This is a genomic window from Brevundimonas sp. NPDC046655 (genome assembly GCF_044901625.1).
Lineage (GTDB): Bacteria > Pseudomonadota > Alphaproteobacteria > Caulobacterales > Caulobacteraceae > Brevundimonas.
In genome coordinates, this window is record NZ_JBJDPV010000001.1 from 632,592 (window position 1) to 647,087 (window position 14,496).

Below are 14,496 nucleotides of genomic sequence, written 5' to 3' on the forward strand. Positions count from 1 at the left end.
ACTACCTGTGAGGGCGCAGCCAGCCGCACGCCGGTCCGAGCGCTGGGACGGACAAGGAAGTCTCACTCGACTATCGGCCTGTAATCGACGGGGCGCCTGCAAAGGGCACCGGTGGGGGAAAACGAATGACGACCAAAATGATCACGAGCCTGGCCGGGTTCTTCGAAATACTGAGCGAGGGCGCGCCGCCAAAAGGGCGAGTCGAACTGTTCCGGGGCCATCCGAGGAAGACCTACAAGCTGCAACCATCGCTGTTCCGGGTTCGGGCGCAGCGCAAGGACGAGAAGAACATCTTCCGCGAGTTGATCTCGGTGCATCCCGCCGCCTTCCAGGCGGATCGAAACGTCTTTGAGCAGTTGGTCCGGATGCAGCACTTCTCGCTGCCGACCCGCTTGCTGGATCTCACCTATAATCCGCTCGTCGCGCTCTTTTTCGCGTGCGAAACCGATCCGGATGCCGACGGTGCGCTGGTCACGCTGTCCGCGCCCGCGACCGCGGTGCGCTATTTCGACAGCGACACCGTCAGTTGCCTTTCGAACCTCTCCTTTCTCACGGGGCGTGAACGCGATGCGCTGCGAAAGGCCGAAACAGACACGACGCTGAAGCGGGTCCAGGCCGGGAAGCGGCTGCTTCAATTCATTCGCGCGGAGAAACCGTATTTTCTGCCGGAGATTCGCATCGACGATCTGAAGAGCATCCAAGTCGTGCGCCCGAAGCAGGCCAACCCTCGCATCATCGCGCAGCAGGGCGCGTTCCTCTTGTTCGGGCTGACGTCGGAGCTCAAACGCGACAACGATCTCGACATCCGAGTTTCGGAGATTCCCGTCCCGAAAGACGCAAAAGCCGGGATACTGCGCGATCTTGATCGGGTGAACATCAACCGGGCTGCTTTGTTTCCCGAAGTCGAGTCGGCAGCCAAGTACATCATGAGCAAGCTGGTTCCTCTCGAGAACGGCGACGGCGAGGAGTCGGCGCCGCGCCCTCGGCTGGTCGCCAAGCGCTCGGCGAAGGCATCCTAGGTCGCTTGGCCAGTCGCCCTCACCGAGCATTCGCAGCGCCGCCATGCGCGACGGCGTTCGGCTCCGGCCGAAGGCGGCGTTACCGATTCTTATGCGCTCAGCTTGCGAACCTCGATTCGGCGAGATGCCGCCTCGACGCTGATTTCGAAATGCTCCGCCTGCACGACCTCGGCGACGCCGACAGGCCGATATGCGACGATGTTGCATCCGCCGCGATGGCGCAGGCTGTCGTAAAGAAGCCCAGACGCCTGGGACGCCCGTACGCCTTCGCCGAACGCCTGCGCGGCCCCGTAACTGTCGGAGGCGTAGGCGTCGGGCAAGGCGGCCTGTCGGCCGCGGATGTCGCGATAGTCGCCGATCAAGGCGGCGGTATAGTTGCGATAGGTCCGCCGCATTCCCTTCACTGATCGCGCCACGGCTTCGCGGCGCAGATGATGGCCGACTTCGGCGGCTGCGGTGACGACCGACGCCGCCGCATACCAGGCGCCGAGATCCGGACCATTGAACCGCATGCCGCCCGGCGCGACATGGAGGAAGGACGCCATGACGATGCTGGCGTTGGCACGGCCATAGACCCACTGATCGCGCGGCAGGCGGTCGATCCGTTCGGCGACCAGACGGTCGTTCGTCCATCCGGCCAGCTCCATCACCGCCGCGGCATCGGCCGCCGTGGCGACGGTGTCGAACAGGCCGATCGGCGGAAAGCGCGACGGCACCAGCCGGTGGGCCGGACGGGGCGCAGCGACGAGCTTCTCCATCAGCTGAAGACGATCTCGCTGTCGTCATAGGCATCGAACGCCGCATCGAGGGCGTTGGGGGCCATGTAGGCCCCGCCCCGCGCGGCGTCGAGGAAGCGACGCACCGTCATCAATCCATCCTGGGTCCCGTTGGTCACGAGGTTGATGGGCGGATGCCCGCCGAACACCGCCGCATCGTGCGGTCGGAGCAGCCAGTGGACGCCTTCATGCTCATCGGCGAACAGGACGCCTAGGGCCTGATGGATACCCAGCAGCACCGAAATGCGCGTCAGCACATCGACGTCGAGCGTGATCTCGCCATGCTCGCGGGCCTGCTTGCACCAGCTCTGATAGGTCGAGCGCGACGGGTAACCGAGGATCAGGCGGCGCTGCTCCTCGTTCAGACCCCAGAGATCGGCGATGGCGGTGAATGTGCGAAGCGCGGGCGCGCTCAGACGGCGCCGGTTCGCCGGGGCGAAGCGCGCCACATCGAGGCGCGGCAGTTCCACTTGCGGATCGCGACCGGAAACGATGCCTATTGCCATGACCATCTCCTAACAAATCTGGACATAGTCCATATTCGGTCGAATATCAACCGCCGAGCCTCGGCTCACGCGCGGTTCACGACAACGAGCCGCCAAGGCCGACGCGCTCGTCACGCAGGGGGACAGCGCCGCTCTGCGCCCCGCGCCCAGGTCGACGCCCGCCGCCGCACAGTTCTGGCGGACCGCTTGGCCGTGGCCGACATCGCGCGCCGCGGCTGATCTTCAGGGTCAGATGGCCGCCATTCCTGCAAGCGTGGCGGAAGCACTCGCCGCGATCGCTCGGGATCGATCCAGCCTGGCGCAACGCCGCTCCGAACTTGAAGTGGCGCTCGGCCATGTCCTCAGGGCGCGGGCGCGGGCACGACCTTGCCGTGCGAGCTCGAGTTGGCATGCTGCCGTCCGGCGAGGTCCCCCTCCTCTCGATCGCGCCCGAAGGCTCGCCCCCTGGAGCGCGGCTGCCCTCCTACGCCTCAGCAACTTTGTAGAAGAGACTACAAGCTTCGGACTGCGCACAAAAACTCCACTGGAAACATCGCCTTTCAGGCGACGGTGGAGAGACGAGCGCGCAGGGCCCAGCCCCTAATTCTCAGCGCCGGGTGTCGATAGAATCCGGGCCCGAACGCGCCGAGGTCAGCGGGGGCCGGACGCGGTTTCCACAACGATGATCGCCCCGCCGCGGCCTTCAGCCCCCTCCCCGTCAGGCGGCTCGATGTCGTCACCACCGTCGGAGGGACGGAACATCGCGCCGGTGTCACCCAGACCCTGCGTCGATCCTCCCGTCGTCTGGAAGCAAACGACCGGCTCGCCGCGCAGGCCGGTCAGATACGACTTGTTTCGGGCCTTGAGAGTCTTGGCGGCGGTGAGGGTGAGCAGTTCCTCGACGGTCACTTCGAAATGATTGTTCGGCGTCCCCTGTGAAAGCCAGAAGGGTCGGGCGGGTATTCCGGTGTCCTGGCCCCGCATCGGTTGGGTGACGTAAAGCATCTGGGCCAAGTAGCCGCCGAGATCCTCACCGCCGGCGGCGCGCATCGGCCGCACCGGCGCAGCGAAGGTCCAGGGCATAGGGTACTCCCAGGGAACCGAACTCCTCGCGAAACCCCTCCAATCTTCGACCAGGCCGTTACGGCACAGGGCGTCGCCCAGATCGAAGCGTCGCAGGCCGGGGAGGAAACGGTCGCCATTGGCCCCGACCCCTCTGAGCTTAAAGTCAGGCCAGTTTTCGTAGAGATACTCCTGGTGGCCGGAGCCGCTCGCGACGCCGGAGGTCGCCATCTTGGCTTGGACGATCACCGCGCGCCGTCGCGTCGTCGGCCCGGTCGAGGTCGTCTCGGTATGCTCATGCACCAGGAGCAGATCGGCGAGCTCAGGCCGCACGGCGCCAGCAGTCGGATGGTCGTAGCAGGCTTGGGGCGTCTGATGGACGACAACCCCGGTCACACGCACGGAAACACCCTCCGACGCCAGCACAGGGCCCCAAGCGGTTCCCAAGTCGGCGACGCCGTAGCGGACCAAGGCGAACAGAAAATCGATTTCGTCGGGCACGTGTGCTGGACGGCGTGGCGCGTTCAGCCAAGAGCGGAGCACGACCCATCGCGCCTCCGCGGCCAAGCTTTGATACAATTTGTCTGGTATCGGCACGCGCATCCCCGCATTCAAATCTCACCGCTGCGAGATCAGGGCACAACTTGTGGTCGCGATACAGTCCCTTCAATCGGTGCCCCCTGGATCTCCTGCGCAGCGTCGATGATGGGAGGCTGCGACAGGCCTTGGCCACAACGAACCCAAAAAGCCGACTAACCCACCCGAAAAAGGGCGGGCAAGAATCTCACTTCAACTCCGCAAAATGAATATGCCTGCAGGCGCATCGTCCGCCTTGAGATCCGCGCCCTCGATCCTGCAGCCTGCAGCGGCCATTTCGATAACGCCTACGGTCCAGTCGGTGCGGTTGCCGACGAGATACCGCAATTCTTCGGCCGTGACCCGCTTGCCTGGGAACTGCTCAAGATATTCCTGCACAAGGGCCGCCGGCGGCCGATCGACGGTGCGCATACGACCAGCGATCATCCAACGTTCCGGGGCATCACGGTCCTGACGGTCCTCCAGGAGCAGATACTCGTCCGGCGCAATCCCCGTCGGCACAGCCCGCAGCGCCTCGCGGGAGGCATGCAGGGAGCGCAGATCGCGTACAGCCAGACCGGAGATGATCGGCCAACCGTGCTGCGTACGCAGCTCGCGGATCCGCCGGGGATAGTCGCCGATTCCGGCGACGATCATCAGCTCGTCTGTATGCACGATCCTTCCGACCTGGGCGCGCAGATAGGCAATCAGTCGGGCGCGACCTGAACCCGAGTCTTCCGGCGCGAGGGCCGCCCCGATGGAGGCGCCGAGATCGCGCAGATGGTGATGAACCTGAACGAGCTCGCCCACCTGTTCACCGACCGTGCCGTGCGCCAGACGTTCCGGCAGATCCTGCAGGATCTCGATCAACCGGGCGCGAAGGTATTCGGGGTCTGCGGTCTGAGAACGACGTGCCATGACACGCCGATAGCGGACGTAGACTGGATTGGCCACCTCGCTTGTCGGTTGCACGGAATCGTTCGGATCATTACCCCCGACTGGGGGAGGATCGTGCGGATGCTGGAAGGACTGAGGGCTGTCGACAGCGCAAAGCTGCCGCCGCAGGGCGGCGGCACGATCAAGGCTTGGTCACGCATCGGCTATGAACTGCCGGACGCTCTGGCCGATCTGATCGACAACTCGATCGACGCAGGCGCCGGCCGGGTCGAGATCACCGTCTACCGCAACGACGAGGAGGTAACTTCGGTCACCATCGCCGACGACGGACGCGGCATGGACGCGGCGACGTTGAGAGTCGGAATGCAGTTCGCCGGACGGACGAACCATGATCCGGACGATCTCGGCGTGTTCGGCATGGGCCTGAAATCCGCGTCCTTCAGCCAGTGCGAGACGCTGACAGTGATCTCACGCCAAGGCGGCGCCACTTCGGCGGCGCGCTGGTCGGTGGAGCAGATCGACAAGGACTGGTCCTGTGAGTTCCTCGACGGCGAGGCCAGCGCAGAGGAATTCAGAAAGCTCTGCATTCCCGCCAAGCGGCCTGCGACGGGGACGCTGGTGGTCTGGGATCGGCTGACCCGCCTGGCGGTGGGCGGGGGCGATGAAGATCTCGACACCTTCCTGGCGACCGCGGTGTCGCGGATCGAAGGACACCTGGGTCTGGTCTTCCACCGTTTTCTGGCTGAAGGCGCGCTGACCATTGCCATCACCGTCAAGCACGAGCGCCGCAGCCTGGCGCTTCCCCGCACGATCAAACCCCGCGATCCGTTTGATTATCCCCTAACGGGCGCCGAGGGCTGGCCCAAGGATCTCAGCTCCGAGTTGCCGGGGGTGGGCACGCTGTCCATGCAGGCGCACATCTGGCCGTCGGGGTCGCTGGCCGACGGCTTCCTTCTCGGCGGCCGCACCGCAGCGCCGTATCAGGGTTTCTTCTTCTATCGGAACAACCGGATCATCCAGGCCGGCGGGTGGAACGGCGTGGTCCGCAACGACCAGGATCCGGATCTGGTTCTGGCCCGCGTCGCCGTGGAGCTGCCGACTGCCGGGTTTGGCGTCAACGTGCAGAAGTCGGGTCTCCAGGTCACAGCCGCCCAGTCGCAGGCGCTGTTGCGTGCGGAAGGAGAGGACACCGATTTTGAAGCCTTCCTCGACGCCGCGCGCGAAGCCTGCGCGGCGGCGCGGCGCGTCGCCCGCTCCTCCAAATCCGCAACTCTGGTCCCGGGCCAGGGCATGCCCATGCCGGTCCGCAAATATGCGACCAAACTGCTGGCCGGCGAAGGCCCGCACGAGGTCCTCGATTTCTCCTGGGAGTCGCTGGAGGAGGACGAGGTCTTCCGCCTGGACCTGTCCGAGACGCGGCTGATCCTGAACAAGGACTATCGCCGCGATATTCTGGGCGAAGCCCCGGCGTCCGGAGCAGATGCGCCGCTCGTGAAGATGCTTCTCTTCCTGTTGTTCAAAGATGATTTCGAACGGCTGCGCTTTTCCGGGAAGCGGACGGCCTATCTGCAGACGTGCAACGCGCTGCTTCTGGACGCGATCGGACGCTGACGGCCCCATGGACACGACGACACTCCCGCCCTGGGAGGACATCCAGCGCGACTATATCGACACCGGTCTGCCGCATCGATTGGTGCTGCGCTCGGTCCCGGGCGTGCACGCATTCACCGACCTCGGCGCCGCCCGACTTGGCGCGCGTTTCGAGATCCCGGCTTCAGCCGCGCAGGCCCTGCCCTCCGCACTTGAACAGATCACGCTCAGCGACGTCTCGGTCGATGGCCGTCGCCATCTGGAAGTGGCGACGACTTCGCCTGCTCTGTTCGAAAGTTTCTACCGTTTGATCGGACAGGTGTCCGAGGCGGTCTTGAAGGGCGGGTCGCCCCAAGCCGCGTTGAGCGAATCGGTAGCTCTGTGGGAAAGCCTGCTCGAACGAACGGCCGTCCTGTCCGAAGAACGTCAGGCCGGGCTGTTCGGCGAGTTGCTGTTTCTGGAGCGGCTGATCGGCGCGAGCGTCCCAGACGCCGTCGCAACCTGGGTAGGACCGGACCGCCAAGCGCACGACTTCCGCCGTGGCGATGATGAGTTCGAGGTCAAAACGACCGGCGGTCAGCTCCGGATTCATCGGATCAACGGTCAAGGTCAGCTCAACCCAAGCGTCGGCTGCCGCCTGTTCCTCGTCTCCATGCAGACCGGCGACGCCGGCAGCGGGGGCCGCACCCTGCCCGACGTGGTCGACGACCTCCGCGCCGCGATCGGATGCGAGCATCGCCAGAGCTTTGAGGCTCGGCTCCATGCATCGGGGTTCGTAGAGCGCCACCGCGCTCATTACGGGCGCCGCCGCCGACTGCGAAGCGAGATCACCCTCATCCCGGTCGTAGACGGCGTGCCGCGGCTCGTGCCCGGCGCCCTCGCCGCCCTACCCGCACGATTTGCGCCCGAGCGGATCGGCAAGGTCGTTTACGACATCGACGTCACCGGTCTCGGCCACATTGACGGATCGCCTGAATTTCTGGCGGTCGTTCCTCCCGTCCAGGACGCCTCTTCATGATGTTCGACATTCTCAACGGCGCTTTGGGCAGTATGGCGGCTCGGCCCAAACCCCTGGAGCGGGCGCTGGAGTTCGCAGCCGACGAGGCGCCCGATTTCCAGGCGAAGCAGATGCTCGAGCATCTACGGACATGCGCGCCGACGGATGTGACGCTCTGTCTGTTCCGCAAACGGCTGGCGCAATGGGACAACGTCGATGCGGATTGGACCGACACCACGGCGCGCAACTCCGAGGCCCGCCGCGCCGTGATCTATACGAAGCTCGCGCTGGACGCCGACTGGATCGACCTCTGCAACGACCGACTTGCCTTCCACCCGTTGGAAGAGGCGACCGTCATCGCCGTCAAACGGGAGCCTTGGTACACTCCAGAGATCCGCGCCGTACGCTCCTTTTACTGGGACGCCTACGTCGGCCAACTGGAGGCTAACGGTTGGGATGAAGACGGCATCAAGCAACTGGATCAGAACACTAACCGCATCGTCGAGAAGCTGGCAGATCCGCTGGCGTCGGCGGCGTACCAATCCAAGGGGCTCGTCGTCGGCTATGTGCAGAGCGGCAAGACCGCCAACTTCACCGGCCTGATCGCGAAGGCCGCCGACGCCGGCTACCGACTCATCATCGTCATGGCGGGGGTGTTGGACGTCCTGCGGTCGCAAACCCAACGGCGGATCGACAAGGAGCTGATCGGTCGCGAGCTGCTGCAGGACGAATACAAGACCGACCCGGACTACGACGAGTTCCTGTCGCACGGCGGGCGCCCGTCAGAACTGTCGGCCTTCGACATCTACCGCCTGACCGGTCCGGACAAGCGCGACTACAAGAGCCTGGACTACGGCAAGGAGGCGCTGAAGTTCGAGCGGAGGGACACCTCAAAGCAGTTCTTCGATCCGGAGAACCTGCACCCGGCGACGGCGCGCATCGCCGTGGTCAAAAAGAACCCCGCCATCCTGCAGAAGCTTGCGGCCGATCTGCGCTCGTTGGAACGCGACAAGATCGGAGCGCGGCTGGATCAGGTGCCGGTGCTGATCATCGACGATGAGAGCGACCAGGCCTCGGTCAACACCGCCGCCCCTTCCGCGTCCGGCGAAGTGATCGAGCGCACCGAAACCAACAAAGCCATCGTGGGCCTGTTGAAGCAGCTCCCGCGCGCTCAGTACGTCGGATTCACCGCCACGCCCTCCGCCAATGCGCTGGTCGACCCCGCCGCAGCGGATGACATCTTCCCCAAGGACTTCCTGATCTCGCTTCCACGACCGACCGGCTACATGGGCGTCGCCGACTTCTACGACCTTGACCTGCCCGTTGACGGCCAAATCGGTCCGAACCAGCGCGACTTCGTGCGGCCCGTGACCGGAGAGGACGACAAACCGCAGAACCTGCTCAAGGCGATCGACAGCTACGTGTTGGCGGGCGCTGAAGCTCTACCGGAGCGACGTCGATCCTAAGCTTAAGTTCAAACATCACACCATGCTGGCCCACGTCACGCAGCTGCAGGCGGATCACAAGGTCCTCGCCAAGGAGATTCAGGCGATCTACGCCAAGGCGGGCTACGAGGCGGGCAAGGGACTGACGCGCCTTGAAAAGCTGTTCGAAGATGACTTCAGGGTCGTCCACGGCCATCGCGGCGAGGATTTTCCTTTCCCGGACGATTTCGAGGCGTTGACGCCCTTCGTCGCCGAGTGCCTGCAGCGCCTAGGCGAGCCCTCCCAGGCGGTGCGGATCGTCAACACTGAACATAAGCTGGAAACCCCGGATTTCGACCGCGAGCGGGTCTGGAAAATCCTCGTGGGCGGAGCCAAGCTTTCGCGCGGCTATACTGTGGAGGGGCTGACGGTCACCTATTATCGGCGTCGCGCCGGGGCGTCCGACACCCTCATGCAGATGGGCCGCTGGTTCGGCTTCCGGCGCGGATACAAGGACCTTGTCCGGCTCTTTATCGGAACGGACGAGATCGACGGCGGCCCAAGCTCCAAAAAGCGCATCAACCTGTATGAGGCGTTCGGCGCCATCTGCCGGGATGAGGAGATGTTCCGGGGCGATCTGGTTCGCTACGCGGAGGATCCGAATGTGGTCCCTGCGACGGTTCCGCCGCTTGTGCCAGCGCACATGCTCAGGCCCACTGCGGCCAACAAAATGCGCAACGCACGCATCACCTTCCGCAACTACGGCGGAGAGCTGTCGGAATCGACCTTCGCCCCCAAGGACGCGAAGGCCAAGAAGGAGAATATCGAGGCGCTTAAGGCTCTCGTCGAAGGCGCCGAAGCCAAGCCCCTGAGCGCGACCGGAAGGCACAAAGGCGTCGTCAAGTCGTTCGATGGCACAACGTTCGAAACGTCGCCGGAGCGGATGATCGAGTTCCTGGAGCGCTACACCTGGTATGACGCCAAATCGCCGGATGCCCGCTACGGTAATCCGCTTCGTCTTCAGTTGGAGTTCCTGAAAGGCTCGGCCGGAGATCCCGGGATCGAACGGTGGCTGGTGATCAGCCCTGAGATCTCCAAACCGCAGGGCGCCTTCAAACTCGGCGGCGCCGATCTGAACGTCGTGGTGCGGACGCGTCAGTCGCCGACACGCTTCAATACCTACAACGATCCGACGCACCGCGCCTTCGCCCGCCATCTTGCAGGGCCTGATCTGCTGGTCGACCCGTCCGAAGATCTGGAAGCTTTCCGCAAGCCCCGAACCGGGGTGATGATCCTGTACCCGATCGTCGAGGAGAAGGGTAAGGGCGAACGCGCCGGCGTGACTGTCGGGTTCACACTGCTCTACCCGAAGAACGGCATCCGCAGCGCCGTCGGCTTCACCACCTACATCAAGGGTCCCGAGCTCGACGCCGTGGTCGACGTCGAAGACGTGAAGAAGGTCGTCGAGCAGGAAGCTTCGTGAGCGGGTCGGGCTCGGGGCCGCATAGCTGATGGCCGCTGCAAAGCGGATCCGCTTTCTGGTCACGGACGAGGCCCTATACGCCGCCAACGCGGGTAGGCCGTTTGATCGTCTGGGTCTCCTTTCGGTCACTCGTGCACATCTCAGCACGAAAGGTCGCTGGCCGCCTGTTGAGACCTACCCATGCGCCGACGGCGCGCTCGTCGACGCGATGCGCGCACGTCGGCTCGAGGTTTATCGCGCCGATCCAAACCAGATCCGAGCGGATTACAATCAGCAGCACGAAACCGAACGCAGTTATGAGGGCCGATGTATCTGGGAACTGCTCCAGAACGCCGATGACGCTATGGCTCCGCCGAACGCCTCGTCCGCAGACCTGATCGGAGCCAAGGGTCTCGGTTTCAAATCGGTCCTGGAGTTCACCGACCGTCCCGCGGTTTTCTCCGGCCCGTTCAGCTTTGAATTCGACGCGGCGCGATCACGGCCGCTCCTGGAGCGATGCGATCCCAAACCGCCGCCGCTGATCTTTCATCTACCACATACGGCCGAGCCCGACCGGTACGTCTCGGCGCTTCGCAAAGAGGGGTTCGGCACCATCGTTCGCCTACCCTTCCGCAACGCCGAGGCGAGATCCGAGGCGACGGATCGTCTTCAGGAACTCACGCCGTACTTTCTCCTCCTCAGCCAGCACCTGGCCGGGGTGGAGATCCGGTTTGCTGACGGACGCCGCCGAACGCTGACGCGTTCGGAGCGGCCGAGCGGTGATCTGACCGACGCCCGCATCCGCCTCACCGTGAGGGAGGGCGATCTCGCAGCCCCGCAGGATTGGCGGGTGTGGTCGCGTATGTGGCGATCCTCCGATGCCGAAGGCAAACGCCTGAGTACAGCCGTCGCCGTTCCCGCCTTTGAAGCCGAACTGCCCGAGCTCCCTCTGCACGTCTTCTTCCCGACCCGAGAGACCATCGGCGCGCGCTTTCTGATCCATGCCGCCTTTAAGCTCACTGAGAACCGGAACAGCCTCGTCAGAGGCGAAAACGACACCTCGCTGATCAAGGCCACGGCGACGCTCGCGGCCGACGTGGCTATGGCGATTCCTCCGCTTCAGGCGCTTCGACTGTTCGGCGACGTCGTGCGCGGAGCGCCTTCTTCGTCCAAGCTCCCGGCGAGACGCCTGCAGAAGGCAATCGCGGACGCCGTTTCGGCGTCGCGGTTCGTCCCGATCATCGGAACTCGGGATCGCGTGGCGCCCGGTGAGACACGGACTTGGCAACATGGGCTGGGCGACCTCCTCCCCCTTAAAAGCCGGACCGTCGCAAAGGAACGCCTCGTCGATCCGACGATCGCGGCCGGCTTCCCTATCCTTCACAGTGTTTTCAAGGCCAGGTCGCTCCACAGTTATGAATATGCCGGGGTTCTGGCGCACGTATCCTGCTCCAGTGTTGCGGACTGTCGATCGGCGGTGGCCGTCGCCAAGACAGCCTGCGTGGGCGCAGGCGGTATTGCCGCGGGCACGCTGGAGAAGCTCGCCCTGATCCAGATGTGGCCGACCGTCGATGGTCGTTTCCGATCTCTCGCGGATGACCTGCCTCTCGCTGACGCTGCGGCCGACGACTGGCCGTCCTGGCTCAGCAGCGACGTCCTGCACCCCGACTTCGGAGACGCGGCGGGAGACGCCGACCTGAACCCGACCGGCCGCGCGAATTGGGCGAAACTGCTGAAGGGGCGACTGCTCCGCACGCGTGAGGATTGGTTGGCGCACGCGCTCGCCCCGCAGGTAGCGCAATGGAGTGATGAGACATGGTCTCAACACGGATGGGAAGCCTTAAGAACTGTGCGCGGATGGTTGGGGGAGCTCGACTTTCGTACGATCAAGCCGTTCGTGCCCGGTCTGCCCGATCAAGCGGAAAGCGTGCGCGAGAAACTCGCCCACGCAATGCGGGCCCCCTACAAGAACAGCTGGGTGCCGACGGTGAACGCCTATGCCTCTGAGGAAATACAGGGGCCGGAGGGCATGGCGAAGTATGTTCGGAACCGTTCAGACGGCTATATCATCGGCAAGCCGAAGCAGGCGAACGCCGTCGGCTCATGGAAGGGTCTGCTGCGCTACCTCGGCGTCTCTTGGGAGCCGAAACTACGTCGGATGACCTCTTGGATGCCCGGCATGGCGCAATTCCAGCGCGCCACCGACCAGAGCTTTCGCTATCCCCTGCCCGACTGGTGCTTTGAGGATTTCCCCGACTGTCTGAAAGACGTGGGATCGGTGACGGTCCTGAAAATGCTCGAGACGCTCGCCCCCATTACGGAGAGCCTTCCCGCCCGATGGGGCAAGATCGGAGGCGTCGACAAAGTGCACAGGGTTCCCGGCTACGGCTCCTATGCGCATTGGCAACTCTGCTGCGAGCCCTACCTCCGGTGCAGACCGGGGATTGAATCAGGCGCGGACCGCGTGGCGCCGGAGGCCGCCTACTGGCCCGACGACGGCCTTCGAGGCGTCACTCCAATCGTTGAACTTCATCAGATCGACGGCGCGCGTCGGAAAAGTCTGAAAGCTCTACTGGTCGGCAAGCTCAGGCTGAAGGACGAACTCCCCGCCGACGACGAGATTTGGTTGAGCTGGTCACAGGCGATCGCCCGCGAAGTGTCGGCTGCCCCGGATCGGCTTTCTCTTCGCGATATCCGGGCCTTCTACGAAACGGCCCTGGATCGCCGGCTCGAGCCCGGCGCTCTGAAAGCGGCACAGGTCGTCTGCGAGTCTGCGTCAGGACTCGTCGTGGTTCCTGGCAAGTCGGCGATCTGGATCGATGAGCCGGACCTAGCGGCTCCTGACGTTCAGGAGGCGCTCCGCTCCGCCGGCCAAGCTATCTTCCCCGCCCAGCTTTCTCGGGGCGAGCGCAGCGAGGCCGTGTTCGGGGTCTGCAGGGCATCGGCGGTTCTGAAGCTGCGCCCGAAATACCTGGAGGTCAGCAAGGGCGGCACCGAGGCTCTGCGGCGGAGACTAAGAGCGCGCCGCAGAGCGCTTGCTGTGACGTTCGAGAGCAAGATCAAAAAATGGAAATCCCCCAACGTCGAAGCGGTCCACGGCCTGACTCTAAGCATAGCCTTGGGGGAAACCACCATCAGCACCCGGTCGGTCGCAGCCTACCAGGACGGCGACATCTGGCGCGTCAACATCGATTTCGGACGATGGGACGCCCTCGCCAGAGCCTGCGTTGCAGGCCTGCCCCCCGTTACGGCGGCTGACCTACGACGGCGGGTCGCGGCTATCCTGGCCGCTCCGCGTGACGCGGTGGCGATGGTTCTGATTGAAGACGGCATCCCCGCCTATCGCCTCACGGACCTCATCCTCGACGAGGACGACGTTGAGGATCCGGAAACGTCCGCAACGGCGCCTGTTGAAGACGAGCCCGATGCGCCGCCCGATATAACGCCGGAGACGACAGGCCCAGTCATCGCTCCTACGCTCGACGAGATCCGCAACACCCCAGAGCCGGAAACCCCGGCGAAGCTCGCCAAACGCTCACTCTATGGAAGCGGGGCCGGCAAAGGGACTTCCGGCCGAGGCAAGACGAAGGCTGCGGCCGCAGAAGCTGCCGAACGGGCCTCCGTTCGTGGGCTCACCGCGGAAGCCTGGTTCGCGCTCGCTGTCGAACGCAGTCTTCCTGACGGTTGGGACGCCCGTTTCAACGAGCGGGACGCCGACGCCCGGGAGAGCGATCTGATCGTCTCCGACGGTACGATTGAGTGGCATGTAGAGGTGAAGAACCTCACCACCGAGCGACTGTACTGGTCCGAGCTCGAGCGATCGAAAGCGGAGTCATTGCCGGGTCGCTACTTTATGGCGCTCCTCGTGGGTACTCACGAGATCGGGTACCACGTCTACTGGGTCTGGGATCCGCTGGTGCAGTTGGGAGGACTGGAGCGTCGCCTGGATTGGGTATGGTCCGATACGGATGAAGGGCCACCGCTTCCTCCTATGAAGTGGTCACCTGCGCCTGGTTACGGCATGCCCCAGAAACCCCCAACACGGTTCAACCACGTCGTCCGGGTCACAGAGACGTCCCTTGAAGGCTTCGTCCGAGGGCGATCGGACCTTCAGGCCCTCTGGGATCGATGCCGGAAACCCGCCGGCGCAGACTGAGGCGCACCACGCCTGGTCGTCATGGCGGGTAGTCTCCACACGACTGCAGCCG

Annotated in this window: 10 protein-coding genes; 6 read left to right on the forward strand and 4 right to left on the reverse strand. The window is 64.4% G+C overall.

Annotation, left to right across the window (positions count from 1 at the left end; translation table 11 throughout):
* Positions 1–125 precede the first annotated feature (125 nt).
* Positions 126–1,019 carry an FRG domain-containing protein gene (locus tag ACI2KI_RS03050; RefSeq protein WP_404617609.1) on the forward strand — a complete coding sequence of 298 codons (894 nt, stop codon included), beginning with the start codon at positions 126–128 and terminating at the stop codon, positions 1,017–1,019.
* Between the two features lie 89 nt (positions 1,020–1,108).
* On the opposite strand, the gene ACI2KI_RS03055 is transcribed toward ACI2KI_RS03050, so the two are convergent.
* From ACI2KI_RS03055 to ACI2KI_RS03070, 4 genes are all read right to left on the reverse strand, one after another.
* Positions 1,109–1,777: an RES family NAD+ phosphorylase gene (locus ACI2KI_RS03055; protein ID WP_404617611.1), complete on the reverse strand. Its 669-nt coding sequence runs from the start codon at positions 1,775–1,777 to the stop codon at positions 1,109–1,111.
* Complete coding sequence (locus tag ACI2KI_RS03060) at positions 1,777–2,301, reverse strand: MbcA/ParS/Xre antitoxin family protein (protein ID WP_404617613.1); 525 nt, start codon at positions 2,299–2,301, stop codon at positions 1,777–1,779. The genes ACI2KI_RS03055 and ACI2KI_RS03060 overlap by 1 nt, the downstream gene beginning before the upstream one ends.
* Positions 2,302–2,931: 630 nt before the next feature.
* Complete coding sequence (locus tag ACI2KI_RS03065) at positions 2,932–3,843, reverse strand: hypothetical protein (protein WP_404617615.1); 912 nt, start codon at positions 3,841–3,843, stop codon at positions 2,932–2,934.
* 288 nt (positions 3,844–4,131) lie between these two features.
* Entirely contained in the window at positions 4,132–4,788 is a 657-nt protein-coding gene (locus ACI2KI_RS03070) for a hypothetical protein (RefSeq protein WP_404617617.1), read from the reverse strand.
* 147 nt (positions 4,789–4,935) lie between these two features.
* Here ACI2KI_RS03070 and ACI2KI_RS03075 point away from each other — a divergent pair, with 147 nt between their 5' ends.
* From ACI2KI_RS03075 to ACI2KI_RS03095, 5 genes are read left to right on the forward strand one after another with little or no spacing between them, the layout of a single operon-like run.
* Positions 4,936–6,426, forward strand: a complete 1,491-nt coding sequence (locus ACI2KI_RS03075) for an ATP-binding protein (protein WP_404617619.1) — start codon at positions 4,936–4,938, stop codon at positions 6,424–6,426.
* Between the two features lie 7 nt (positions 6,427–6,433).
* Positions 6,434–7,423, forward strand: a complete 990-nt coding sequence (locus ACI2KI_RS03080) for a PD-(D/E)XK motif protein (protein WP_404617621.1) — start codon at positions 6,434–6,436, stop codon at positions 7,421–7,423.
* Positions 7,420–8,868 carry a hypothetical protein gene (locus tag ACI2KI_RS03085; protein ID WP_404617623.1) on the forward strand — a complete coding sequence of 483 codons (1,449 nt, stop codon included), beginning with the start codon at positions 7,420–7,422 and terminating at the stop codon, positions 8,866–8,868. The genes ACI2KI_RS03080 and ACI2KI_RS03085 overlap by 4 nt, the downstream gene beginning before the upstream one ends.
* Positions 8,837–10,309, forward strand: coding sequence for a Z1 domain-containing protein (locus ACI2KI_RS03090; protein WP_404618919.1), 1,473 nt, complete (start codon positions 8,837–8,839; stop codon positions 10,307–10,309). The genes ACI2KI_RS03085 and ACI2KI_RS03090 overlap by 32 nt, the downstream gene beginning before the upstream one ends.
* 28 nt (positions 10,310–10,337) lie before the next feature.
* Complete coding sequence (locus ACI2KI_RS03095) at positions 10,338–14,444, forward strand: hypothetical protein (RefSeq protein ID WP_404617625.1); 4,107 nt, start codon at positions 10,338–10,340, stop codon at positions 14,442–14,444.
* Positions 14,445–14,496: the final 52 nt, after the last annotated feature.